This is a genomic window from Micromonospora sp. NPDC048909 (assembly GCF_040649635.1).
Lineage (GTDB): Bacteria > Actinomycetota > Actinomycetes > Mycobacteriales > Micromonosporaceae > Micromonospora.
Map to the genome: position 1 here is coordinate 81,271 of NZ_JBEZFU010000013.1, position 21,819 is coordinate 103,089.

Here is a 21,819-nt window from a genome sequence, read left to right on the forward strand (position 1 = left end):
CGGCCCGATGCGCGTGATCTTCGCCGGTACGCCCGCCGTCGCCGTTCCGGCGCTGGCCGCCGTCGCCGCCTCCCGCCACGAACTGGTCGCCGTCCTCACCCGGCCCGACGCGCCCGCCGGGCGTGGCCGCGGCCTCTCCCGCTCCCCGGTCGGCGAGTGGGCCGACGAGCACGGCATCGAGGTGCTCACCCCGGCCCGCCCGCGCGAGCCGGAGTTCCTGGCCCGGCTGCGCGAGCTGGCCCCGGACTGCGTGCCGGTGGTCGCCTACGGGGCGTTGGTGCCGCCGGCGGCCCTGGAGATCCCCCGGCACGGCTGGGTCAACCTGCACTTCTCGCTGCTGCCGGCCTGGCGCGGTGCGGCACCCGTGCAGCACGCGGTGCTGCACGGCGACGAGCTGACCGGGGCCAGCGTCTTCCAGTTGGAGGAGGGGCTGGACACCGGCCCCGTCTACGGCACCCTGACCGACGAGATCCGCCCGGCCGACACCTCCGGTGATCTGCTGGAGCGGCTGGCCCAGGCCGGCGCCGGCCTGCTGGTGGCGGTCCTCGACGCGATCGCCGACGGCACCGCCCGGGCCGAGCCGCAGCCGGCCGACGGGGTGTCGCTGGCACCGAAGCTGACCGTGGAGGACGCCCGGGTGCGCTGGGCCGACCCGGCCTTCGCGGTGGATCGGCGGATCCGCGCGTGCACACCGGCGCCCGGCCCGTGGACGACCTTCCGGGACGAGCGGGTCAAGCTCGGCCCGGTCACCCCCGTCGCGAACGGACCGGATCTCAAGCCGGGCGAGCTGCGGGTGGAGAAGTCCGAGGTGCTGGCCGGCACCGGCACCGTGCCGGTGCGGCTGGGCGAGGTCCGGGCGGCGGGCAAGCGGGCGATGCCGGCCACCGACTGGGCGCGTGGCGTCCGGGTCGCGACCGGCGAGGTGTTCGCGTGACCGGCCCGGCGCGACCGGACCGCGGTGACCGGCCCAGCGGCGGCGACCGGTCGGCCGGCGGAGCCCGGTGGGGCGCCCGCACCGGCGTGGACCGACGTGTCGGCCGGGGCGGCCGGCCGACGGTGGACCTGCCCCGGCAGGCGGCATACCAGGCGATCGCCGCGGTGCACCGGGACGACGCGTTCGCCAACCTGGTGCTGCCGGCCATCCTGCGCGAGGAGGGGCTGTTCGGTCGGGACGCGGCGTTCGCCACCGAACTGACCTACGGCACCCTGCGCCACCTCGGCACGCTGGACGCGATCCTCACCGCCGCCGCCGAGCGCGACGTGCAGCGCATCGACCCGCCGGTCCGCGACGCGCTGCGGCTCGGGGCGTACCAGCTGCTGCACACCCGGGTTCCCGCACACGCGGCCGTCTCCTCGACGGTCGACCTGGTCCGTTCGGTCGGCCCCGGCGCCACCGGCTTCGCCAACGCGGTGCTGCGGGAGGTCTCCAGCCGCGACGCCGACGCCTGGGTGCAGCGGCTCGCGCCGAGCATGGAGACCGACCCGGTCGGGCACCTCGCATTGGCCTACAGCCACCCGCAGTGGGTGGTGCGGGCGTTCTCCGAGGCGCTCGGCGGTGACCTCGGCGAGACCACCCGGCTGCTGATCGAGGACAACGAGCGCCCACCGGTGCACCTCTGCGCCCGGCCGGGCCTGATCGACCCGGTCGAACTGGCCGACGAGGTCGGCGGTGCCCCGGGCGCCTTCTCGCCGTACGCCGTCTACCTGCCCGGCGGCGCGCCGGGCGACCTCGCGGCGGTCGTCGAGGGCCGTGCCCACGTCCAGGACGAGGGCTCGCAGCTGGTGGCGAACGCGCTGGCGGTGGCGCCGCTCGACGGCCCGGACGGGCGCTGGCTGGACCTCTGCGCCGGCCCCGGTGGCAAGGCCGGGCTGCTCGGCGCCCTCGCCGCCCAGCGCGGCGCCCGGGTGACCGCCGTCGAGGTCGCCGAGCACCGGGCCCGGCTGGTCACCCAGGCCACCCGGGGGCTGCCGGTGACCGTGCTGCACACCGACGGTCGCACCGTCGGGCAGGATCCGAAGCTGCCGGAGGACCACTTCGACCGGGTGCTGGTCGACGCGCCCTGCACCGGCCTGGGTTCGCTGCGCCGCCGGCCCGAGTCGCGGTGGCGTCGGCAGCCGTCCGACCTGCCGCCGCTGACCCGGTTGCAGCGCGAGCTGCTCGGCGCGGCGCTGCGCGCGGTGCGTCCCGGCGGCCTGGTCGCCTACGTCACCTGCTCGCCGCACACGGTCGAGACCCACGTGACGGTGACCGAGGCGGCGCGCCGCTCCGGGGTGCCGGTGGACTTCGTCGACGCCCGGCCGCTGCTGCCGGCCGGCATGCCGGGCCTGGGCGACGGGCCGACCACTCAGCTGTGGCCGCACCGGCACGGCACCGACGCGATGTTCCTCGCGATGCTGCGCCGCGGCTGACCGCTGCCGGCACGAGTAGAGGGTGCGGCCCCACGCGGGGCTGCCACCCTCTACTCGTGCCGGGGGCGTCAGGTGACCGGGAGGCCCTTGCTGCCGGCGCCCTTCATCGAGCGGGTGAGGTTGCGGTCGCTGACCCACAGGAAGCACTGCACCCCGCGGTTGCCGTTGCGCCACTCCTGCTCGTACGGGTGGTAGAAGATCGTGCCGGCCCGGTACTGCAGGTCGCTGTTGTCCGGCACCTTGGCGTACCCGGCGAGCACCTTGCGGCACGCCTTGTGGGTGCGCAGGGTGGTCCGGGTGAACTCGGCGTAGCTGATGTCGGGCGCCTGGTAGATCCCGACGAACTCGGCGTGGTGCTTCGCCGTGCAGGAGACCGCGATCATCTCCCGGATGTCGTCGCCGCTGATCTTCGGGTTGAAGCAGTGGTGGGCCAGCGGGGCCGCGCCGGTCAGTGCGCCCTTCAGGCCGCCGGTGCGCGAGACCGCGCCGCTCTCGTCGATGCTCTCGTACTCGGTCAGCTCGCAGCGGAACCAGCGGGCGCCGCCGGTCCAGGCGGCGCTGGAGGGCAGCACCACGCCCAGCCCCAGCCGACCGGAGCGCCAGTCGGCGCCGAGCAGCTCGTTGGCCGCCTTGTCGCACTCGGCACGGGCGGCGCGCAGCGCCGCCGAGCCGGCCGGCGGGGGAGTGGACCGCTCGGCGTTCGCCCCCGTCAGCGTCCCGACGTGCACGGTCTCGGCGCGGTGCGGCTGGGCGCAGTCCACCGGGTTGTACGCGGTCAGGTAACCGACGTCCTGCAGGCCGACGTGGCACACCCCCGGGTCCGGAACGAACGTCTCGGCCGCGGCGAGCGCCGGCCAGTCGTCGGTGAGGTTCGCGTCCAGGCCGGCCGGGGCGCACCCGGCGACCCCCAGCACCGCCGCCGCGGCCACGGCGACCGCCGCCCACCACCGTCGCATCCGCCGACCTCCCCGCCGACCGTGGTCACGTCCACCGGCGATCGTCGACCGGTTGCGCCACGGCGCAGCAGCATACGGCACCGGCGCTCAGATCGCGGGCAGTCCCTGCGGGCCCACTCCGCGCATCGACCGGGTCAGCTTCCGGTCGTCGCTCCACAGGAAACAGCGCACCCCCCGGTCGCCCTCCTCCCACTCCCGCTTCGACGGTGGGTAGTAGATGGATCCCGCCCGGTAGGGCAGGTCGCTGTTGTTGGGCACCGCGGCGAACGCGGCGATCAACGCCATGCAGCGCCGGTGCGCCTGATCGGGCGCGGCGGTGAACTGCGCCCAGCTCATGTCCCGCTCGACGTAGACGCCGACGAACTCGGCCCGGTGCGGTTCGGTGCAGAGCACCGGTGCCATGTAGTTCAGGTTCTCCCCGATCAGCTTCGGGTCGAAGCAGCGGTGGATCAGCGGCGAGTCGCCGATCATCGCCCCGCGCAGGCTGCCGGTGCGGTTGACCGGGCGGGTGTTGTCGATGCTGTCGGTCTCGCTCAGGTCGCAGCGGAACCACCGGGCCCCGGCGTCCCACGCCGTGGCGGAGGGGAGCGCGATGTTCAGGGTGAGCCGGGCGGAGTGCCAGTCGCCGCCGAGCACCTCGCGGGCCCGCTGGTCGCACTCGGCCCGTGCGGTGCGCAGCGCCGGCGAGCCGGGCTCCGGCCGGGGACCGGCGGGCAGTCCGCCGATTGTGCCGACGTGGATGGCTTCCGCCAGGTGGTTGCGGGCGCAGGCCACCGTCTCGTACGTGCTCGCCTGCACGACCGGGGTGATCCGGGGCAGGCAGGTGTCGGTGGCCGGGACGAAGAGCGCCGGGGGGCGCATCGCCGGCCAGTCGTCCACGAGGTCACCGTCGGCGCCGTGTGGTTGCAGGCAGCCGGCCAGCAGGACCGTCACCGCGCCGGCAAGCGCCAGCGCCCCTAGCCACCGTCGCATCGTCCGCCCTTCCCGGAAGCCGGTGACCTCCCCGCCCGGCCGGTCGCACCCCGCCGGCGGTGGAGCACGCCCGTCACCGTCCCTGTTGGAGTCTCGTCGGGTTCCCGTCGTTCGGCCAGCCGCGGATGTCTCTTCGTCCGGAATCGTCGGTCCGGACCGGCCAATTCTGCACCACTGGTCACTGCTGGGTCACAGCGCGTCTCCGGTGGTGCGGTGGTGCCGGCGGCGGGTCGCCACGTTCGTACACTGGCCCCGTGACCGTACCGCCGCCGATCGTCGCGCCGAGCATCCTGGCCGCCGATTTCGCCCACCTCGCCGATGAGGTCCGTGCCGTCGAGAACGCCGCGGACTGGTTACACGTCGACGTGATGGACAACCACTTCGTACCGAACCTGACCATCGGGCTGCCGGTCGTGCAGAGCCTGCGGGCGGTGACCCAGATCCCGTTCGACGTGCACCTGATGATCGAGGATCCGCGGCGCTGGGCCCCCGGCTACGCCGACGCCGGGGCGTACAACGTCACGTTCCACGCGGAGGCGTGCGACGACCCGGTGGCGCTGGCCAAGGACCTCCGCTCGGCCGGGGCGAAGGCGGGGCTGGCGATCGACCGGGACACCCCGATCGAGCCGTACCTCGACCTGCTGCCGAGCTTCGACACGTTGCTGATCATGACGATCAAGGCCGGCTTCGGCGGGCAGCGCTTCCTGCCGCAGCTGCTAGAGAAGGTCAGCGCCGCCCGCCGGCACGTGGCCGCGGGCCACCTCGAGCTGCGCATCGAGGTCGACGGCGGGATCGCCGCCGACACCATCGAGCAGGCCGCCGCGGCCGGTGCCGACGCCTTCGTGGCCGGCACCGCGGTCTACGGCGCCGACGATCCGGCCGAGGCGGTACGCCGGCTGCGGGCTCTCGCGGAACGCGCGATCGCCGGGGCCTGAGGTGGACCCCGCGCAGGAGCGCCCGGACGTCATCCTGGTCGTCGACGACGACGCGGACATCGCGCGCTTCGTCGAGTTCAACCTGCGGCTGCACGGCTTCGAGGTGATCCACGCCAGCGACGGCCAGGAGGCGCTGGAGGTGATCGAGCGGCAGCGGCCCGACCTCGCCGTGGTCGACCTGATGATGCCCCGGATCGACGGTCTGGAGCTGACCCGGCGGCTACGCGCCGACCCGATGACCTCCGCCCTGCCGGTGATCATGTTGACCGCCAAAGGGATGACCGTGGACAAGGTGCACGGGCTCAGCGCCGGCGCCGACGACTACCTGGTCAAGCCCTTCGACACCGCCGAGTTGGTCGCCCGGGTCAGCTCCACGCTGCGGCGTAACAAGGAGTTCCGGGAGGTCTCCCCGCTGACCGGGCTGCCCGGCAACAGCCGGATCCGGCGGGAGATCGCCGACCGGGTGCGCAGCGGGTCGGACTACGCGGTCGGCTACATCGACATCGACCGGTTCAAGAGCGTCAACGACCGGTACGGCTTCGTCCGCGGCGACGACTTCATCTCGGCGTTGGCCCGCAGCCTGCACCGGGCGGTGGTCTCGGTGGGGCTGCCACCGGCCTTCCTGGGGCACGTCGGCGGCGACGACTTCGTGATCGTCTGCTCCCCGGACCAGGTCCGGCAGTTGACCTCCCGGGCGGTGGTCGACTTCGAGAAGGCCGCCGACACGCTCTACGACCCCAACGACCGGGAGCGCGGCTTCGTCGAGCTCAAGGACCGGCGCGGGAACATCCGCCGGGCCGCGCTGGTCACCCTCTCGATCGGGGTCTCCCTCTCCGCCGCCGACAAGCGCTTCACCGACCCGCTCGAGGCGATCGCGGTCGCCAGCGAGATGAAGACGGTGGCCAAGAGCCAACCCGGGTCGTACGTCGCCGTGGACCGGCGCCGCGGCGTCACATGATCGTGGCGCTCTGCTGTGAAGTAGCTCGCCTCGGTGGCACCACCCCCCGCTCGGCGTGTAAGACTTCCGGTGTACCCACCACGCGCTGGCGGGACTCGGTGTAATTCCGAACCGGCGGTGATCCACAGCCTGGCTGTGGTCAGCCCGCGACCCGGACGGCTCTGCCGCCCGGTGGACCTGGTGAGAACCCAGGGCCGACGGTTGGGGGCGGTTCGTCCGCGCCCAGAAAGTCCGGATGGGAGACAGCGCGCGGGACGGACGGGTCCGAGCCGGCCGCTGGCTTCAGCGTGCCGTGCCGACCCCCCGGGGCGGCTGTGCCGTTCCCGGAATCCGCCGCCGCACGTCCGCGGCCCCTTGGCCGCCGCCTCCCTGACCGCCCGCGCGTGCAACGGCGAGTGAGAGGGCAGGGTCACCGGCGATGACGAGCGTCTCCGTCGACGAGGCGATGCGTCGTGCGATCGAGCTTGCGGCGCGCGGGCTCGGCACCACCAGCCCCAATCCCGTGGTCGGCTGCGTGCTGCTCGACGCCGGCGGCGAGGTCGTCGGCGAGGGCTTCCACGCGTACGCCGGCGGGCCGCACGCCGAGATCGTCGCGCTCGCCCAGGCCGGTGAGCGGGCCCGGGGCGGCACCGCGGTGGTCACCCTGGAACCCTGCGACCACACCGGTCGCACCGGTCCCTGCAGCCTCGCCCTCATCCAGGCCGGGGTGGCCCGGGTGGTCATCGCCGTACCGGACCCGAACCCGGTCGCCTCGGGCGGCGCGGCCACGCTGCGCTCCGCCGGGGTCCGGGTCGATACCGGCGTGCGGCTCGACGAGGCCGAGGCCGGGAACGTCGCCTGGCTGACCTCGATGCGCCGGGGCTGGCCGTACGTGATCTGGAAGTACGCGGCGACGCTGGACGGCCGGTCGGCGGCGGCCGACGGGACCAGCATGTGGATCACCTCGGAGGCGGCCCGGATCGACGTGCACGCGCTGCGCGGCACCGTGGACGCGGTGGTCGTCGGGGTGGGCACCGTGCTCGCCGACGACCCTCGGTTGACCGCCCGCAACCTGCGCGACGGCAGTCTGGCCATCCGGCAGCCGCTGCGGGTGGTGGTGGACAGCGCCGGGCGTACGCCCGACGACGCCCGGGTCCGCGACGGCGCCGCCCGCACCTGGATCGCCACCGCCGAGGAGGTCGGCGCCGGCCCGGACGGCGGGGTGGACCTGCCGGCGTTGCTCGCGGCGCTGCACCAGCGCGGGATCCGCGCGGTGCTGCTGGAGGGCGGGCCCCGGCTGGCCGGCGCGTTCCTCGCCGCCGGGCTGATCGACAAGATCGTCGGCTACGTCGCGCCGCGGCTGCTCGGCGCCGGACCGGCCGCGTTGGTCGACGCCGGTGTGAGCACCATCGCCGAGGCCATCGATCTGGAGTTCATCGACGTTACGCAGATCGGTCCGGATCTACGGATCACCGCGCTGCCCCGAAAGAGGGAGGGCTGACATGTTCACCGGCATCGTCGAGGAGTTGGGCGAGGTCGTCCAGGTGACGGCCACCGCGGGCGACTCCGCGCTGGTCGCCGTCCGCGGCCCGCTGGTCACCGCCGACGCCCGGCACGGCGACTCCATCGCGGTCAACGGCGTCTGCCTGACGGTGGTGGACGTCGACGGCGGCATCTTCACCGCCGACGTGATGGGCGAGACGCTGCGCCGCTCCGCGCTGGGCGCGTTGCGCGCGGGTGACCCGGTCAACCTGGAGCGGGCCGCCACGCTGGGCAGCCGGCTCGGGGGGCACCTGGTGCAGGGCCACGTGGACGGCGTCGGCGAGGTGCTCTCCCGGGAGCCCGCCGAGCAGTGGGAGACGCTCCGGTTCCGGCTGCCCGCCGCGCTCGCCCGGTACGTGGTGGAGAAGGGCTCGATCACCGTCGACGGCGTGTCGCTGACCGTCGCCGGCGTCGGGCCGGACTGGTTCTCGGTCGGCCTGATCCCGACCACGCTGAAGCTGACCACGCTGGGCGCCCGGGGCGTCGGTGACCCGGTCAACCTCGAGGTGGACGTGCTGGCCAAGTACGTCGAGCGGCTGCTCGGCGACCGGGCCGTCGGCGCGCCGAGCGGGCCCGGTGTCGCGGCGGCGGACGCGGCTCCGGCGCAGGCCGGCGGGGTGGACGGCGCCGCGCCGATGGGCGGGGTGGCCTGATGGGCCCGATGCACTGGCTGCTCGACGCGCAGGTGAGCGTCGCCGGGTCGCCGGTGCTGGTCCGGGAGATCGTCGGCAACGTCTTCGGGCTGGTCTCGGCGGTGCTCGGCCTGCGCCGGATGGTCTGGGCGTGGCCGGTCGGAATGGTCGGCAACGCGCTGCTGTTCACCGTCTTCCTCGGCGGGGTGTTCGCCACCCCGCAGGCGCACGACCTGTACGGGCAGGCCGGCCGGCAGGTGTTCTTCTTCGCCGTCAGCGTCTACGGCTGGTGGCGCTGGTCGCGTACCCGGCGGCTGGGCGTGGTGCCGGACCGGGGCGCGGTGGCGCCGCGCTGGGCCACCGGCCGGGAGCGGCTGGTCCTGCTGGCCGCCGCCGCGCTGGGCACCGCCGCCGCGTACCCGCTGCTCGCCGCGCTCGGCTCGTGGGGGCCGCTGCCGGACGCCTGGATCCTCGTCGGCAGCCTGCTCGCCACCTACGGCATGGCCCGGGGCTGGGTGGAGTTCTGGCTGGTCTGGATCGCGGTGGACGCGGTGGGCGTGCCGCTGCTGCTGCGCGGCGGGTTCTATCCGTCGGCCGCTATGTACCTCGTCTACGGCGCCTTCTGCGTCTGGGGCTTCGTCAGCTGGTGGCGCACCTCGCGGGTGCTGCGACCGGCCCGCGCCCCGATCCCGCCCACCTACACGGAGGCTGTGGCATGAGCGAGCGTAGCGAGCGAATCATCAGGTCCAGTCCCTTGGTGCCTCATGACGGCACGGAGCGAAGCGGAGTGCTGGCATGAGCAGTTTCGGGACCATCGAGGAGGCGTTGGCGGAGATCGCCGCCGGCCGGCCGGTCGTCGTGGTCGACGACGCGGACCGGGAGAACGAGGGCGACCTGATCTTCGCCGCCGAGCTGGCGACGCCGGAGCTGCTCGCGTTCATGGTCCGCTACACCTCGGGCTACGTCTGCGTGCCGCTGACCGAGAGCGAGGCCGACCGGCTCGACCTGCCGCCGATGCACCACACCAACCAGGACCGGCGCGGCACCGCGTACACGGTGACCGTCGACGCCCGGGAGGGGGTCAGCACCGGCATCTCGGCGGCCGACCGGGCGCACACCATCCGGCTGCTCGCCGACCCGGCCACCGGGCCGACCGACCTGGCCCGTCCGGGCCACGTGGTGCCGCTGCGCGCCCGCGAGGGCGGGGTGCTGCGCCGCGCCGGGCACACCGAGGCCGCCATCGACCTCACCCGGCTGGCCGGCCTGCAGCCGGCCGGCGTGCTCTGCGAGCTGGTCAACGACGACGGCACCATGATGCGCCTGCCGGACCTGGAGAAGTTCTCCGCCGAGCACTCGCTGACGCTGATCACCATCGCCGACCTCATCGCCTACCGGCGGCGGACCGAGAAGCAGGTCGAGCAGGTCGCCGACGCGCGGATGCCGACCGAGCACGGGGTGTTCCGGGCGCTGGGCTACCGCAGCGCGCACGACCCGGCCGAGCACGTCGCGATGGTCTTCGGTGACATCGGCGACGGGCAGGACGTGCTGGTGCGGGTGCACTCCGAGTGCCTGACCGGCGACGTCTTCGGCTCGCTGCGCTGCGACTGCGGCCCCCAGCTCGACGCCGCCCTGGCCCGGGTGGCCCGCGAGGGGCGCGGCGTGGTGCTCTACATGCGCGGGCACGAGGGACGGGGAATCGGGCTGCTGCACAAGCTCCAGGCGTACCAGTTGCAGGACCGGGGCCGGGACACCGTGGACGCCAACCTGGACCTCGGCCTGCCGGCCGACGCCCGGGACTACGGCACCGGCGCGCAGATCCTCTACGACCTCGGGGTGCGGTCGATGCGGCTGCTCACCAACAACCCGGCGAAGCGGGCCGGCCTGGAGGGGTACGGCCTGACCATCTCCGGTCGGGAGGGGCTGCCGATCCGCCCGCACCCGGAGAACGTCCGCTACCTGCGCACCAAGCGGGACCGGATGGGGCATCTGCTGGACGAACTGGACGAGGTCGCCGAGGCGCCGGCCGCCCGGCTGGCCGCCGGTGACGAGATAGGAGCGAAGTGATGGCGGGATTTGGTGAACCGGCGACGGCCCCGGTAGATGCGGCCGGGTTGACCGTCGGCGTGGTCGCCGCCCGGTGGCACGGCGAGCTGACCGATCACATGCTCGACCGGGCGCTCGCCGCGGCGCAGGCGTGCGGGGCCCGGGCAGTGGTGGCGCGGGTGGCCGGCTCGGTGGAGCTGCCGGTGGTGGCCCAGGCCCTGGCCCGCCGCTGCGACGTGGTGGTCGCGCTCGGCGTGGTGGTCCGTGGCTCCACGGCGCACTTCGACTACGTCTGCCGGTCGGTGACCGACGGGCTGACCCGGATCGCGCTGGACGAGGGGAAGCCGGTGGCGCACGGGGTGCTCACCGTGGACACCATCGAGCAGGCCCGGGACCGGGCCGGGCTGCCGGACTCGGCGGAGGACAAGGGCTGGGCGGCCACCGTCGCCGCGCTGGACGCCGCCCTGGCGATCCGGAATGTGGCGTCGAGCAACGGCCAGCGGGTCGGCTTCGGCGGCTGACCGCCCGCCGGCCGGCTCGTACGGTCAGAGCCGGCCGGCTTCGATGATCCGCTTGAGGAACTGCCGGGTCCGTGGCTGCGTCGGGTCGCCCAGCACCTGGGCGGGCGGCCCGGCCTCCACCACCCGGCCGCCGTCGAGGAAGCAGACCTGGTCGGCCACCTCCCGGGCGAACCCCATCTCGTGGGTGGCCAGCACCATCGTCATGCCGTCCGCCTTCAGATCGCGGATCATGGTGAGCACCTCGCCGACCAGCTCCGGGTCGAGGGCGGAGGTCACCTCGTCCAGCAGCATCAACCGGGGCGAGTTCGCCAGAGCGCGGGCGATGGCCACCCGCTGCTGCTGGCCGCCGGAGAGCCGATCCGGGTAGGCGTCCGCCTTCGCGCCGAGCCCCACCCGGTCGAGCAGCTCCCGGGCCTGCGCCTCGGCCTCGGCCCGGGCCCGCCGGTGCACCCGGGTCGGGGCGAGCGTGATGTTCTGCAACACCGACAGGTGCGGGAAGAGGTTGTAGGACTGGAAGACCATCCCGATCCGCCGGCGTACCCGGTCCGGGTCCACCCGGGGATCGGAGATCTCCTCCCCGTCCAGCTCGATCACTCCGTCGTCCAGCTCCTCCAGCAGGTTGACGCAGCGCAGCAGGGTCGACTTTCCCGACCCGGACGCGCCGATCAGGGCCACCACCTGGTGCTCGTCGACGGTCAGGTCGAGGTCGTCGAGGACCACGTGGTCGCCGAACTCCTTGCGCAGTCCCCGGCAGGTGAGCAGGGCCATGTCAGCCTCCGGACTGGCGTCGGGCCGAGCGCAGCGTCACCCAGTCGGTGACCGCGATCAGCGGGATCGCGAGCAGCACGAACAGCACCCCGGCCACGATGTACGGGGTGTAGTTGAAGGTCTCCGCGGTGGCGATCTGGGCGGCGCGTACCGCGTCGATCGGCCCGGCCAGGGAGACCAGCCCGACATCCTTCTGCAGCGCCACCACGTCGTTGAGCAGCGGCGGCGCGACCCGCCGGACGGCCTGCGGCAGCACCACGTGCCGCATGGTCTGCCGGTAGGTCAGGCCCAGCGAGCGGGCCGCGGCGAGCTGGCTCGGGTGGACCGACTCGATGCCGGCGCGGAACACCTCGGCCAGGTAGCCGCCGTAGGTGAGCACCAGCGCCAGCCCGCCGAGCACCAGCACCGGCGGCATGCCCTGCAACCGCAGCCCGGGCACGCCCAGGGTGAGCAGGTAGAGCACGATGATCAGCGGCAGGCCGCGGAAGGTGTACGTGTAGCCGGTCGCGAGCGCCCGGACCGGGAAGAAGACCGGCCCGCGTAGCGTCCGCAGCAGCGCGATCAGCAGCCCGAGCAGCAGCGCTCCGGCGGCGCAGCAGACCAGCAGCCGTACGTTCAGCCAGAGCCCGGTCAGCACGTCCGGCAGGGCGTCGCGGGCGATCGCCGGGTCGAGGAACGACTCACGGACCCGCTCCCAGCCCGGCGCGCCGGTGACCGCGACGACGAGCAGCGTGCCGAGCACCGCCGTGGAGGCGGCGGCGATCAGCACGCTGCGGGTCGTCTGGCGGCGCCGGTACGCGGCCCGGCGCCGCTGGGCCACCGAGGGGGTGTGGTGCAGCAGGCTCACCGGAGCTCGGCCGCCCCCGCTACCTGGGCGAGCCACTTCTGCTCCAGCTGGGTGAGCGTGCCGGCCTCGGTGAGCTGGCCGACCGCGCCGCTGACGCAGCCGGTGAGCGGGGAGCCCTTGTCCAGCAGCAGCCCGAACGCCTCCGGGGTGCCGACCTGCGGCACCTGCCCGACGATTGTCGCGTCGGTGAGTTCCGCGCCGGTGATGTAGAACGCGGTCGGCAGGTCCACGACCAGGCCGTCGAGCTGGCCGTTCTGCAGGGCCTTCTTGGCGTCGTCGTTGCTGTTGTAGACCTGCGGCGCGACCGTCGGCTTGATCACGTCGGTGATCGCCTGGTAGCTGGTCGTGCCGACCTGGGCCCCGAGCTTGGCGTCGCGCAGGTCGGCCAGCGCGGTCCTGCCGGCGATCTTCGACGACTTCAGCGCGATCACGGTCTGCCGCACCAGGTAGTAGGGGGCGGAGAAGTCCACCGCCTTCTTGCGTTCCTCGGTGATGGAGAACTGGTTGATGTCGAAGTCGAAGTTCTTCGGGCCGGGGGCGATGGCGGTGTCGAACTTGACCCGGGTCCAGGTGACGTCCGCCCGGGCGTAGCCGAGCTTCTCCGCGACCGCGTACGCCACGGCGGCCTCGAAGCCCTCGCCGCTCTCCGGCTTGTTCTCCCGGAACCACGGCTCGTACGCCGGCTCGTCGGTGGCGATGGTGAGCTTGCCCGGGGTACGGGTGCGCAGGCTCTCCTTGCTGCAGGAGGCCGCGCCGCTGCTGGCGGTGTCGGTCGGGGATTCGTCATCCTGCGGCGCGCACCCGGCGACGGCGAGCAGGGCGGCGGTGGCGGCGGTGAGCGCGACGGTACGTGAGCTGCGTCCCATGGCGGACAGCGTAGGACGGGCGCGGCGACGTTCCGAAGGGTGTCCCACCAACTAGGTAGGGAATTGTCGCCGGAACGATGCGCCTCCGTTGCCGGCCGGCGGCGACCGCCGGTGGCTGCGCGCGGCGCTCGCCCGGCCGGTCCCGCTGGGTGAGCGGGATCTGACCCGGCGGAGCCGGGCCGTCGGCGTGGCTGGAAGAATCGCGGTGTGAAGACGTTCGAGGAGTTGTTCGCCGAGCTGCAGGCCAAGGCCGCCGCCGGCACTCCCGGCTCGGGCACGGTCGCCGCGCTCGAGCGGGGCGTGCACTTCATCGGCAAGAAGGTCGTCGAGGAGGCGGCCGAGTCGTGGATGGCAGCCGAGCATGAGGGCCGGGAACGGGCCGCCGAGGAGATCTCCCAGCTGATCTACCAGACCCAGGTGCTGATGCTCGCGACCGGTCTGGAGCTCAAGGACGTATACCGACATCTGTGAGTGCGCCCCCGTCGTTGAGCTGAATCGACTGCAAGGAGCACTCCGTCATGCTGCGTGTCGCCATCCCCAACAAGGGCACCCTGGCCGAGCCGGCCGCCCAGATGCTGCGCGAGGCGGGCTACCGCCAGCGCACCGACCCGAAGGACCTGGTCTGCCGGGACGAGCCGAACGACGTCGAATTCTTCTACCTGCGCCCGAAGGACATCGCCACCTACGTCGGCTCCGGTGACCTCGACCTCGGCATCACCGGCCGGGATCTGCTGATCGACTCCGGCGCGCCCGCCGAGGAGGTGGTGGACCTCGCCTTCGGCCGGGCCACCTTCCGCTTCGCGGCCCGCCCCGACGCCACCGACTCCGTCCAGGAGCTGGGCGGGCACCGGATCGCCACCGCGTACCCGGGGCTGGTCGAACGGCACCTCGCCGAGCTGGGCGTGAAGGCCGACGTGATCCGCCTCGACGGGGCGGTGGAGAACGCCGTCCGGCTCGGCGTCGCCGACGTGGTCGCCGACGTGGTGGAGACCGGCGCGACGCTGCGCCAGGCCGGGCTGGTGGTCTTCGGCGAGCCGCTGCTGCGCTCGTCGGCGGTGCTGGTCCGCCGGGCCGACGCGCCGGCGCACCCGCAGGCCGCACAGCTGCTGCGCCGCCTGCACGGGGTGCTGGTGGCCCGCCGCTACGTGATGCTCGCCTACGACGTGCCGGCCGGTCTGCTGGACCGGGCCAGCTCGCTGACCCCGGGCATCGAGTCGCCCACCGTCTCGCCGCTGCACCGGGAGGGCTGGGTCGCGGTGCAGGCCATGGTGCTCCGCGACGACGTGCACCGGATCATGGACGAGCTCTACGAGCTCGGCGCCCGGGCCATCCTGGTCACCAACATCCACGCCTGCCGGCTCTGACCCGGCCCGTGTGGCGGTGACCGGCCCGGCGGGGCCGGATGGCAGACTGGTGGGGTGAGTGAACCCGAGCTGATCCGCCTCCGACCCCGCCGCATCCGGGTGGTCTGCTGGTCCTCGGCGGCCGTCCTGCTGGTGGTCTTCACCGCGGTGGCCACCTCGCTCAGCGGCCCGACCGGGAACGGCTACGGCACCTTCCAGCGCGGCGACCAGATCGCCATGGTCGGCCTCGGCGTCCTCGGCGCGCTCGGCTTCCTGCTCTTCACCCGGCCCCGGGTCGAGGCCGACGCGCGGGGGGTCCGGGTGCGCAACGTGCTCGGCTCCTACGAGCTGCCGTGGGAGGTCGTCCGGGGGGTCCGCTTCGACCGGGGCGCCCCGTGGGCCAGCCTGGAGCTGCACGACGACGACCTGCTGCCGATCGTCGCCCTTCAGGCCGCCGACAAGGAGCTGGCCGTCGAGGGTGTCCGCGCCCTGCGCCGGCTGCACCAGGCGCACCTGGCCCGGCTCGGCGAGGGCGCCACCGGCCGCTGACCCGTCCCGTTCCCGCCCGGTTTGGGGGCGAGTCGGCCCAGGGTGTAGTGTTGCGGAGTCGACCAGGCTGTCTTCCCGTGCGAGCTAATCCGCGCGCGACCCGACAGCCATGAAAGTGGAGCGCCTGCTCCCACCCGCGTCGCCACTCCGGTGGCCGGGTCCGGTCCCCGGTTCCGGGCATGTCCCGGCACCGGATGCGCGATCATGTGATCGTGCCGACCGGTCGAGCGGGCCCTGGCATACGCCGGGGCCTTCTGCTTTCCGGCTCGGCTCCCACCCGGGAGCCGCAGGGTCGGCACAGAGCAGACACTCGACTCGAGGAGGCCCCATCAGCGTCGAACCACGCGTGAACGAGCAGATCCGGGCACGTGAGGTCCGACTGGTCGGCCCCGAGGGTGAGCAGGTGGGCATTGTCCCACTGGAGCGTGCCCTTCAGCTGGCCGCGGACGTCGATCTGGACCTGGTCGAGGTTGCGCCGATGGCGCGCCCGCCGGTGTGCAAGCTCATGGACTTCGGCAAGTTCAAGTACGAGAGCGCACTCAAGGCGCGCGAAGCGCGGCGTAATCAGCAGCAGACCGTCATCAAGGAGATGAAGCTCCGGCCGAAGATCGACCCGCACGACTACGAGACCAAGAAGGGTCACGTGGTGCGGTTCCTCAAGGCGGGCGACAAGGTCAAGGTGACGATCATGTTCCGCGGTCGCGAGCAGAGCCGCCCGGAGCTGGGTTACCGGCTCCTGCGCCGGCTCGAATCCGAGATCACGGACCTGGGATACGTCGAAGCCGCTCCGAAGCAGGACGGCCGAAACATGATCATGGTTCTCGCTCCGCACCGGGCCGTCAAGGCCTCCGCGGTCGCCGCCACGGCGTCCCGCGGCGGGCCCCGGGACCGGGCTGCGGACGAGTCCGCCGCTCCGGCAGCCGGTGAGACCGCGGCGACCGGCGAGACCGCAGCAGCCGGTGAGACCGGCGCAGTCGCCGACAACAGCGGCGAGTAACAGGGGAGAGACGTTCCACATGCCGAAGATGAAGAGCCACACGGGTATGGGTAAGCGGGTCAAGGTGACCGGCAAGGGCAAGATCGTTGCCCAGCAGGCCGGCCTCCGGCACAACCTGGAGAAGAAGCCCTCCACCCAGACCCGGCGGCTGACCGGCACGGTCGTGCTGGCCAAGGCCGATGTCAAGCGCATCAAGAAGCTGCTCGGCCGCTGACGCGCGCCACCCGACGTAAGAAGGAGTTGAGATGGCACGCGTCAAGCGGGCTGTGAACGCCCAGAAGAAGCGCCGTACCCTGCTGGAGACCGCGAGCGGCTACCGCGGTCAGCGCTCCCGGCTGTACCGCAAGGCCAAGGAGCAGGTGCTGCACTCGATGCAGTACGCCTACCGGGACCGTCGCGACCGCAAGGGCGACTTCCGGCAGCTCTGGATCCAGCGGATCAACGCGGGCGCCCGCGCCAACGGGATGACCTACAACCGCCTGATCCAGGGTCTCCGGCTGGCCGGCATCGAGGTCGACCGGAAGATCCTGGCCGACCTGGCCGTCAACGACGCCGCCGCGTTCGCGGCGATCGTCGAGCTGGCCCGGGCCGCGGTCGCGGCCGAGGGCACCGGCGGCGCGGCGGCCCAGGCCGCCTGATCCCCTGCGGCTGACCGAGGCGTCCCCCATGTCGTCACCGACCCCTGGGGGGCGCCTCGCTGGTGCCCGAGGGAACGCCACCGTGCTCTTCACCCCGCGTACGCCCCGGGTGGTCGCCGCCCGCCGGCTGCACCGCCGCCGCGACCGTGACACCACCGGCCGCTTCCTCGCCGAGGGCCCGCAGGCCGTCCGCGAGGCCCTCACCCGCCCCGGCGTGGTCACCGAGCTGTTCGGTACGCCGACCGCGCTGGACCGCCACGCCGAACTGGCCGCGCTGGCCGCCGGCGGTGGCGTGCCGGTCTCCGAGGTGACCGACGACGCGCTGGCCGCCCTCGCCGAGACCGTCGCCCCGCAGGGCCTGGTCGCCGTCTGCCGGCACCTCGACGTGCCGCTGGCGCAGGCCCTCGCCGGCGCGCCCCGGCTGGTCGCGGTGCTCGCCGAGATCCGCGACCCGGGCAACGCCGGCACCGTGCTGCGCACCGCCGACGCGGCGGGCGCCGGTGCGGTGGTCTTCGCCGGCGACGCCGTCGACCCCTACAACGGCAAGTGCGTGCGGGCCTCCGCCGGCAGCCTCTTCCACGTCGACGTGGTCCGCGCCGCCGACCCGGTCCAGGCGGTCGACGCGCTGCGCGCCGCCGGGCTCTCGATCCTCGCCACCACCGGCTACGGCGAGGCGGACCTCGACGACCTCACCGACGCCGGCCGACTCGCCGCGCCGACCGCCTGGCTCTTCGGCTCCGAGGCGCACGGGCTGCCGCCGGCGCTGACCGAGGCCGCCGACGCCCGGGTCCGGGTGCCGCTGCACGGGCGCGCGGAGAGCCTCAACCTGGCTGCGGCCGCCGCGGTCTGCCTGTACGCTTCAGCGAGAGCACAGCGATGACCACCACTGGGTCACGCCCACGGCACAGCAGGGGAGAAGTAGTCGTCGATGAACGCGCCACGGCGTTCGTTTAGCCAGCCCGCCGGTGTCGGCGGGCGGCGGTCCTGACTCGCCCCCTGCACAACTCCCACCGGCGGGCTGCGGCACAGCCGCGCGTCCGTAGACTCGCTTCGCCGTCCCGCGAGGGCCGGCGCCGCCGTGAGGGAGTGCCCGTACGCCATGAGCTACCGCAACGATCCGTACGATCCGAAGCAGGTCGCCCTGCTCGACCCGGCCGCCCTGGCCGAGGCCGTCGCCGACGCCGAGAAGGCGTTCGCCGCCGCCGGTGACCCCGACGCGCTGACCGCGCTGCGCCCGTCCCACCTCGGTGACCGGGCCCCGATCTCACTGGCCCGCCGGGAGATCGGCGCGCTGCCGCCGGCGGCCAAGTCCGAGGCCGGCAAGCGGGTCAACGAGGCCCGCCGGGCGATCGAGGCCGGCTACGCCGCCCGCGCCGAGGTGTTGGAGCGCGAACACGCCGAGCGGATGCTGGTGGCCGAGCGGGTCGACGTGACGCTGCCGCACGAGCGCCGCCCGCGTGGCGCCCGACACCCGCTGGCCACGCTGATGGAGCAGGTCAGCGACCTCTTCGTCGGAATGGGCTACGAGGTGGCCGAGGGCCCCGAGGTCGAGCTGGAGTGGGTCAACTTCGACGCGCTCAACATCCCCGCCGACCACCCCTCGCGGGGGCTGATGGACACCTTCCACATCGCCCCGGTGGACGGCTCCGGCCTGGTGTTGCGCACGCACACGTCGAACGTGCAGACCCGCACCATGCTCAGCCGCAAGCCGCCGATCTACGTGATCTGCCCCGGCCGGGTCTACCGCACCGACGAGGTGGACGCCACCCACAGCCCGGTCTTCCACCAGGCGGAGGGCCTGGTGGTGGACAAGGGCATCACCATGGCCCACCTGCGCGGCACGCTCGACCACTTCGCCCGGGCCATCTTCGGCCCGGACGCGAAGACCCGCTGGCGGCCGCACTACTTCCCGTTCACCGAGCCGTCGGCCGAGTTCGACGTCTGGTTCCCGGAGCACCGCGACGGTCCCCAGTGGGTCGAGTGGGGTGGCTGCGGGATGGTGAACCCCCGGGTGCTGCGCGCCTGCGGCATCGACCCGGAGGTCTACTCCGGCTTCGCCTTCGGCATGGGCATCGACCGGACGCTGATGGTCCAGCACGGAATCAGCGACATCCGCCATCTCTTCGAGGGCGACGTCCGGTTCAGCCGGGCGCTCGGGACCGAGGCGTAGACGATGCGGGTACGAGTTACGGAGACGGTGGTCTGAGTCATGCGAGTTTCTGTCAGCTGGCTGCGGGAGTACGTCGACCTCCCCGCCGACCTGCCCACCGGTGACCTGGAGCAGGCCCTGGTCGACCTCGGTATCGAGGTCGATTCCGTGGTGGACCTGCGGGAGACCGTCACCGGGTCGCTGGTGGTCGGTGAGGTGCTGGAGATCGAGGAGCTCACCGGCTTCAAGAAGCCGATCCGGTTCTGCCGGGTGGACGTGGGCGCCGCCAACGGCACCGGCGAACCGCAGGAGATCGTCTGCGGGGCGCGCAACTTCGCCGTCGGCGACCGAGTGGTGGTCATCCTCCCCGGCGGGGTGCTGCCCGGCGGTTTCGCCATCGGCGCCCGCAAGACCTACGGCCACAACTCCAACGGCATGATCTGCTCGGCCAAGGAGCTGGGCCTCGGCGACGACCACTCCGGCATCATCGTGCTGCCCGCCGAGACGCCGGCGAAGCCGGGCGACGACGCGCGCCCGGTCGTCGGCCTCGACGACGTCGTGCTGGAGCTGGAGATCACCCCCGACCGGGGGTACGCCCTGAGCCTGCGCGGCCTGGCCCGGGAGCTGTCGCACGCGCTCGGCGTGCCGTTCCGCGACCCGGGCCTGGCGCCCGCCCCGGGCGGCACCCCGCAGCCGGCGTACCCGGTGCAGGTGCGCGACACGGTCGGCTGCGACCGGTTCGCCGCGCGGATGGTCCGCGGCGTCGACCCGGCCGCGCCCACGCCCGGCTGGATGCAGCGGCGGCTGACCACCGCCGGCGTCCGGAGCATCTCGCTGCCGGTCGACATCACCAACTACGTGATGCTCGAACTGGGTCAGCCGATGCACGCGTTCGACGCCGACCGGATCGCCGGGCCCCTTGTCGTCCGCCGGGCCGAGGCGGGAGAGAAGCTGACCACCCTGGACGGCGTCGAGCGGGTGCTCGCGCCGGAGGACATGGTGATCTGCGACGAGACCGGTCCCATCTCGCTGGCGGCGGTGATGGGCGGCGAGACCAGCGAGGTCGTCGCCGACACCACCAACGTGCTCTTCGAGGCCGCGCACTGGGATCAGGTGATGGTCGGGCGCACCGCCCGCCGGCACAAGCTGTTCAGCGAGGCGGCGAAGCGCTGGGAGCGGGGCGTCGACCCGGCCCTGGCGTTGGTCGCCCTGGAGCGGGCGGTGCGGCTGCTCACCGAGTACGGCGGCGGCGTCGTGGGCGACGAGGTCCTGGACATCGACCACGTCCGGCCGCGTACCCCGGTGACCCTGCCGGTGGACCTGCCCTCCCGACGGATCGGGGTCGACTACCCGCCGGCGCGGGTGGTCGCCCTGCTGGAGCAGGTCGGCTGCATTGTGGCCCAGGGCGCGGACCGGCTGGCCGAGGATCCGGGCACGGTCGGCGTCGCCACCGGGTCCGGGTTGGCGCTGACCGTCACCCCGCCGAGCTGGCGGCCCGACCTGACCGACCCGGCCGACCTGGTCGAGGAGGTGGTCCGCCTCGACGGCTACGACCGCGTGCCGTCGGTGCTGCCGCTGGCGCCGGCCGGCCGCGGGCTGACCTGGCAGCAGCGTCGGCGCCGGGCAATCGCCCGGTCGCTGGCCGAGCACGGGTACGTCGAGGTGCTGGCCCACCCGTTCGTCTCGCCCGAACTGCCCGACCTGCTCGGCCTGCCCGAGCAGGACCCGCGTCGGCAGGCGGTGCGGCTGGCCAACCCGCTCTCCGACGAGGAGCCGCTGCTGCGTACCACACTGCTCGGCCCGCTGCTCGGGACGCTCAAGCGCAACCTCGGTCGGGGTCACCGCGACGTCGCGCTCTACGAGATCGGGGCTGTCTTCCACCCGCGCCCCGGCGCGGGTACTCCGCCGGCGATGGGGGTGGACCGGCGTCCGACCGACGCCGAGTTCGCCGCCGCCGACGCGGTCGTGCCCGACCAGCCCCGGCACGTCGCCGCGGTGCTGACCGGCGAGGTCGAGCTCTCCGGCTGGTGGGGCCCGGGTCGGGTGGCCGACTGGGCGGACGCGGTCGAGGCCGGCCGCACGGTGCTCGCCGCCGCCGGCATCCCGGCGGACCGGGTCGAGGTCCGGGCCGCCGAGTACGCGCCGTGGCACCCGGGCCGCTGCGCCGAGCTGCTGGTCGACGGCACCGTCGTCGGGCACGCCGGCGAACTGCACCCGACGGCCGTCGCGGCGCTGGAGCTGCCCCGGCGGACCAGCGCCATGGAGCTGAACCTCGATCTGGTGCCGGCGCCGCCGGTGCTGCCCGCGCCGACCGTCTCCGGCTTCCCGCCGGCGCTGATCGACGTGGCGCTGGTTCTCGACGAGTCGGTGCCCGCGGCCGAGGTGCAGCGCGCCCTCACCGAGGGCGCCGGCGAGCTGCTGGAGGATGTGCGGCTCTTCGACGTGTACGCCTCGGAGCAGCTCGGCGCCGGGCGCCGGTCGCTGGCGTACAAGCTCACCTTCCGGGCGCCGGACCGGACGTTGACCGTGGAGGAGGCGGTGGCCGCCCGGGACGCGGCGGTCGCCGTGGCCGCCGAGCGTTTCGGCGCCACCCTGCGCGGCGCCTGAGACGGATCAACGGGCCCCGGCTGTCAGCTGACGGCCGGGGCCCGTTCGCGTCTCGGTCAGGGGTGACGCAAGCCAATTCTCATCTTCATGCAATCCGCTGCATGAACT

The 21,819-nt window shown here is 73.6% G+C and carries 23 protein-coding genes and 1 riboswitch; of the genes, 18 read left to right on the forward strand and 5 right to left on the reverse strand.

Annotated elements, in window-relative coordinates:
* Window positions 1-7 precede the first annotated feature (7 nt).
* Complete coding sequence (gene fmt, locus AB0C04_RS27590) at window positions 8-934, forward strand: methionyl-tRNA formyltransferase (RefSeq protein ID WP_357060165.1); 927 nt, start codon at window positions 8-10, stop codon at window positions 932-934.
* A gap of 86 nt (window positions 935-1,020) precedes the next feature.
* Window positions 1,021-2,409: a transcription antitermination factor NusB gene (locus AB0C04_RS27595; protein ID WP_357060168.1), complete on the forward strand. Its 1,389-nt coding sequence runs from the start codon at window positions 1,021-1,023 to the stop codon at window positions 2,407-2,409.
* Window positions 2,410-2,477: 68 nt separating this feature from the next.
* Here AB0C04_RS27595 and AB0C04_RS27600 read toward each other — a convergent pair whose 3' ends face one another.
* Entirely contained in the window at window positions 2,478-3,365 is an 888-nt protein-coding gene (locus AB0C04_RS27600; protein ID WP_357059927.1) for a septum formation family protein, read from the reverse strand.
* Window positions 3,366-3,452: 87 nt separating this feature from the next.
* Window positions 3,453-4,337: a septum formation family protein gene (locus AB0C04_RS27605; protein WP_357059929.1), complete on the reverse strand. Its 885-nt coding sequence runs from the start codon at window positions 4,335-4,337 to the stop codon at window positions 3,453-3,455.
* 254 nt (window positions 4,338-4,591) lie between these two features.
* Here AB0C04_RS27605 and rpe point away from each other — a divergent pair, with 254 nt between their 5' ends.
* The 7 genes from rpe to ribH all read left to right on the forward strand — a co-directional run bounded on the left by rpe (window position 4,592) and on the right by ribH (window position 10,947).
* The gene (rpe, locus tag AB0C04_RS27610) at window positions 4,592-5,272 is read left to right on the forward strand and encodes a ribulose-phosphate 3-epimerase (protein ID WP_350870961.1); all 681 of its coding nucleotides are present in this window, start codon (window positions 4,592-4,594) and stop codon (window positions 5,270-5,272) included.
* Window position 5,273: 1 nt separating this feature from the next.
* A complete protein-coding gene (locus tag AB0C04_RS27615; RefSeq protein ID WP_357059933.1) occupies window positions 5,274-6,230 on the forward strand; it encodes a response regulator in 957 nt (318 codons plus the stop codon).
* 80 nt (window positions 6,231-6,310) lie between these two features.
* A riboswitch (FMN riboswitch) is annotated at window positions 6,311-6,481 on the forward strand.
* Between the two features lie 167 nt (window positions 6,482-6,648).
* Window positions 6,649-7,710 carry a bifunctional diaminohydroxyphosphoribosylaminopyrimidine deaminase/5-amino-6-(5-phosphoribosylamino)uracil reductase RibD gene (ribD, locus tag AB0C04_RS27620; RefSeq protein WP_357059936.1) on the forward strand — a complete coding sequence of 354 codons (1,062 nt, stop codon included), beginning with the start codon at window positions 6,649-6,651 and terminating at the stop codon, window positions 7,708-7,710.
* A gap of 1 nt (window position 7,711) precedes the next feature.
* Window positions 7,712-8,404 (forward strand): riboflavin synthase, encoded by a 693-nt coding sequence (locus AB0C04_RS27625; protein ID WP_357059939.1) that lies wholly within the window; start codon window positions 7,712-7,714, stop codon window positions 8,402-8,404.
* Entirely contained in the window at window positions 8,404-9,102 is a 699-nt protein-coding gene (gene pnuC / locus AB0C04_RS27630; protein WP_357059942.1) for a nicotinamide riboside transporter PnuC, read from the forward strand. Before AB0C04_RS27625 ends, pnuC begins: the two co-directional genes overlap by 1 nt.
* A 76-nt stretch (window positions 9,103-9,178) precedes the next feature.
* The gene (locus tag AB0C04_RS27635) at window positions 9,179-10,447 is read left to right on the forward strand and encodes a bifunctional 3,4-dihydroxy-2-butanone-4-phosphate synthase/GTP cyclohydrolase II (protein WP_357059944.1); all 1,269 of its coding nucleotides are present in this window, start codon (window positions 9,179-9,181) and stop codon (window positions 10,445-10,447) included.
* Window positions 10,447-10,947, forward strand: coding sequence for a 6,7-dimethyl-8-ribityllumazine synthase (ribH, locus tag AB0C04_RS27640; protein WP_357059946.1), 501 nt, complete (start codon window positions 10,447-10,449; stop codon window positions 10,945-10,947). The genes AB0C04_RS27635 and ribH overlap by 1 nt, the downstream gene beginning before the upstream one ends.
* Window positions 10,948-10,971: 24 nt before the next feature.
* On the opposite strand, the gene AB0C04_RS27645 is transcribed toward ribH, so the two are convergent.
* The 3 genes from AB0C04_RS27645 to AB0C04_RS27655 are packed head-to-tail and all read right to left on the reverse strand — an operon-like array spanning window position 10,972 to window position 13,428.
* Window positions 10,972-11,715: an amino acid ABC transporter ATP-binding protein gene (locus AB0C04_RS27645; RefSeq protein WP_357059949.1), complete on the reverse strand. Its 744-nt coding sequence runs from the start codon at window positions 11,713-11,715 to the stop codon at window positions 10,972-10,974.
* Window position 11,716: 1 nt separating this feature from the next.
* Window positions 11,717-12,562, reverse strand: coding sequence for an amino acid ABC transporter permease (locus AB0C04_RS27650; protein WP_357059952.1), 846 nt, complete (start codon window positions 12,560-12,562; stop codon window positions 11,717-11,719).
* A complete protein-coding gene (locus tag AB0C04_RS27655; RefSeq protein ID WP_357059955.1) occupies window positions 12,559-13,428 on the reverse strand; it encodes an ABC transporter substrate-binding protein in 870 nt (289 codons plus the stop codon). Before AB0C04_RS27655 ends, AB0C04_RS27650 begins: the two co-directional genes overlap by 4 nt.
* Window positions 13,429-13,635: 207 nt before the next feature.
* Here AB0C04_RS27655 and AB0C04_RS27660 point away from each other — a divergent pair, with 207 nt between their 5' ends.
* The 9 genes from AB0C04_RS27660 to pheT all read left to right on the forward strand — a co-directional run bounded on the left by AB0C04_RS27660 (window position 13,636) and on the right by pheT (window position 21,711).
* Window positions 13,636-13,899: a phosphoribosyl-ATP diphosphatase gene (locus tag AB0C04_RS27660; RefSeq protein ID WP_350870932.1), complete on the forward strand. Its 264-nt coding sequence runs from the start codon at window positions 13,636-13,638 to the stop codon at window positions 13,897-13,899.
* Between the two features lie 47 nt (window positions 13,900-13,946).
* Window positions 13,947-14,792, forward strand: a complete 846-nt coding sequence (gene hisG, locus AB0C04_RS27665; RefSeq protein ID WP_350870929.1) for an ATP phosphoribosyltransferase — start codon at window positions 13,947-13,949, stop codon at window positions 14,790-14,792.
* Between the two features lie 54 nt (window positions 14,793-14,846).
* A complete protein-coding gene (locus tag AB0C04_RS27670) occupies window positions 14,847-15,320 on the forward strand; it encodes a PH domain-containing protein (protein ID WP_350870926.1) in 474 nt (157 codons plus the stop codon).
* A gap of 346 nt (window positions 15,321-15,666) precedes the next feature.
* The gene (infC, locus tag AB0C04_RS27675; protein ID WP_357059960.1) at window positions 15,667-16,317 is read left to right on the forward strand and encodes a translation initiation factor IF-3; all 651 of its coding nucleotides are present in this window, start codon (window positions 15,667-15,669) and stop codon (window positions 16,315-16,317) included.
* A gap of 19 nt (window positions 16,318-16,336) precedes the next feature.
* Window positions 16,337-16,531: a 50S ribosomal protein L35 gene (gene rpmI, locus AB0C04_RS27680; RefSeq protein WP_007458415.1), complete on the forward strand. Its 195-nt coding sequence runs from the start codon at window positions 16,337-16,339 to the stop codon at window positions 16,529-16,531.
* A gap of 31 nt (window positions 16,532-16,562) precedes the next feature.
* Entirely contained in the window at window positions 16,563-16,955 is a 393-nt protein-coding gene (rplT, locus tag AB0C04_RS27685) for a 50S ribosomal protein L20 (protein ID WP_030335718.1), read from the forward strand.
* 28 nt (window positions 16,956-16,983) lie between these two features.
* A complete protein-coding gene (locus AB0C04_RS27690) occupies window positions 16,984-17,835 on the forward strand; it encodes an RNA methyltransferase (RefSeq protein ID WP_357059963.1) in 852 nt (283 codons plus the stop codon).
* 219 nt (window positions 17,836-18,054) lie between these two features.
* Window positions 18,055-19,125 carry a phenylalanine--tRNA ligase subunit alpha gene (gene pheS / locus AB0C04_RS27695; protein ID WP_357059966.1) on the forward strand — a complete coding sequence of 357 codons (1,071 nt, stop codon included), beginning with the start codon at window positions 18,055-18,057 and terminating at the stop codon, window positions 19,123-19,125.
* 39 nt (window positions 19,126-19,164) lie between these two features.
* Complete coding sequence (gene pheT, locus AB0C04_RS27700) at window positions 19,165-21,711, forward strand: phenylalanine--tRNA ligase subunit beta (RefSeq protein ID WP_357059969.1); 2,547 nt, start codon at window positions 19,165-19,167, stop codon at window positions 21,709-21,711.
* The last annotated feature ends 108 nt before the right edge of the window (window positions 21,712-21,819 follow it).

Bases quoted from the DNA above. Each gene is read 5' to 3' on its own strand.
- fmt (WP_357060165.1), top strand. From the start codon at position 8: ATGCGCGTGATCTTCGCCGGTACGCCCGCCGTCGCCGTTCCGGCGCTG.
- AB0C04_RS27600 (WP_357059927.1), bottom strand. From the start codon at position 3,365: ATGCGACGGTGGTGGGCGGCGGTCGCCGTGGCCGCGGCGGCGGTGCTG.
- AB0C04_RS27605 (WP_357059929.1), bottom strand. From the start codon at position 4,337: ATGCGACGGTGGCTAGGGGCGCTGGCGCTTGCCGGCGCGGTGACGGTC.
- ribD (WP_357059936.1), top strand. From the start codon at position 6,649: ATGACGAGCGTCTCCGTCGACGAGGCGATGCGTCGTGCGATCGAGCTT.
- AB0C04_RS27625 (WP_357059939.1), top strand. From the start codon at position 7,712: ATGTTCACCGGCATCGTCGAGGAGTTGGGCGAGGTCGTCCAGGTGACG.
- pnuC (WP_357059942.1), top strand. From the start codon at position 8,404: ATGGGCCCGATGCACTGGCTGCTCGACGCGCAGGTGAGCGTCGCCGGG.
- AB0C04_RS27635 (WP_357059944.1), top strand. From the start codon at position 9,179: ATGAGCAGTTTCGGGACCATCGAGGAGGCGTTGGCGGAGATCGCCGCC.
- ribH (WP_357059946.1), top strand. From the start codon at position 10,447: ATGGCGGGATTTGGTGAACCGGCGACGGCCCCGGTAGATGCGGCCGGG.
- AB0C04_RS27645 (WP_357059949.1), bottom strand. From the start codon at position 11,715: ATGGCCCTGCTCACCTGCCGGGGACTGCGCAAGGAGTTCGGCGACCAC.
- AB0C04_RS27655 (WP_357059955.1), bottom strand. From the start codon at position 13,428: ATGGGACGCAGCTCACGTACCGTCGCGCTCACCGCCGCCACCGCCGCC.
- hisG (WP_350870929.1), top strand. From the start codon at position 13,947: ATGCTGCGTGTCGCCATCCCCAACAAGGGCACCCTGGCCGAGCCGGCC.
- rpmI (WP_007458415.1), top strand. From the start codon at position 16,337: ATGCCGAAGATGAAGAGCCACACGGGTATGGGTAAGCGGGTCAAGGTG.
- rplT (WP_030335718.1), top strand. From the start codon at position 16,563: ATGGCACGCGTCAAGCGGGCTGTGAACGCCCAGAAGAAGCGCCGTACC.
- AB0C04_RS27690 (WP_357059963.1), top strand. From the start codon at position 16,984: ATGTCGTCACCGACCCCTGGGGGGCGCCTCGCTGGTGCCCGAGGGAAC.
- pheS (WP_357059966.1), top strand. From the start codon at position 18,055: ATGAGCTACCGCAACGATCCGTACGATCCGAAGCAGGTCGCCCTGCTC.
- pheT (WP_357059969.1), top strand. From the start codon at position 19,165: ATGCGAGTTTCTGTCAGCTGGCTGCGGGAGTACGTCGACCTCCCCGCC.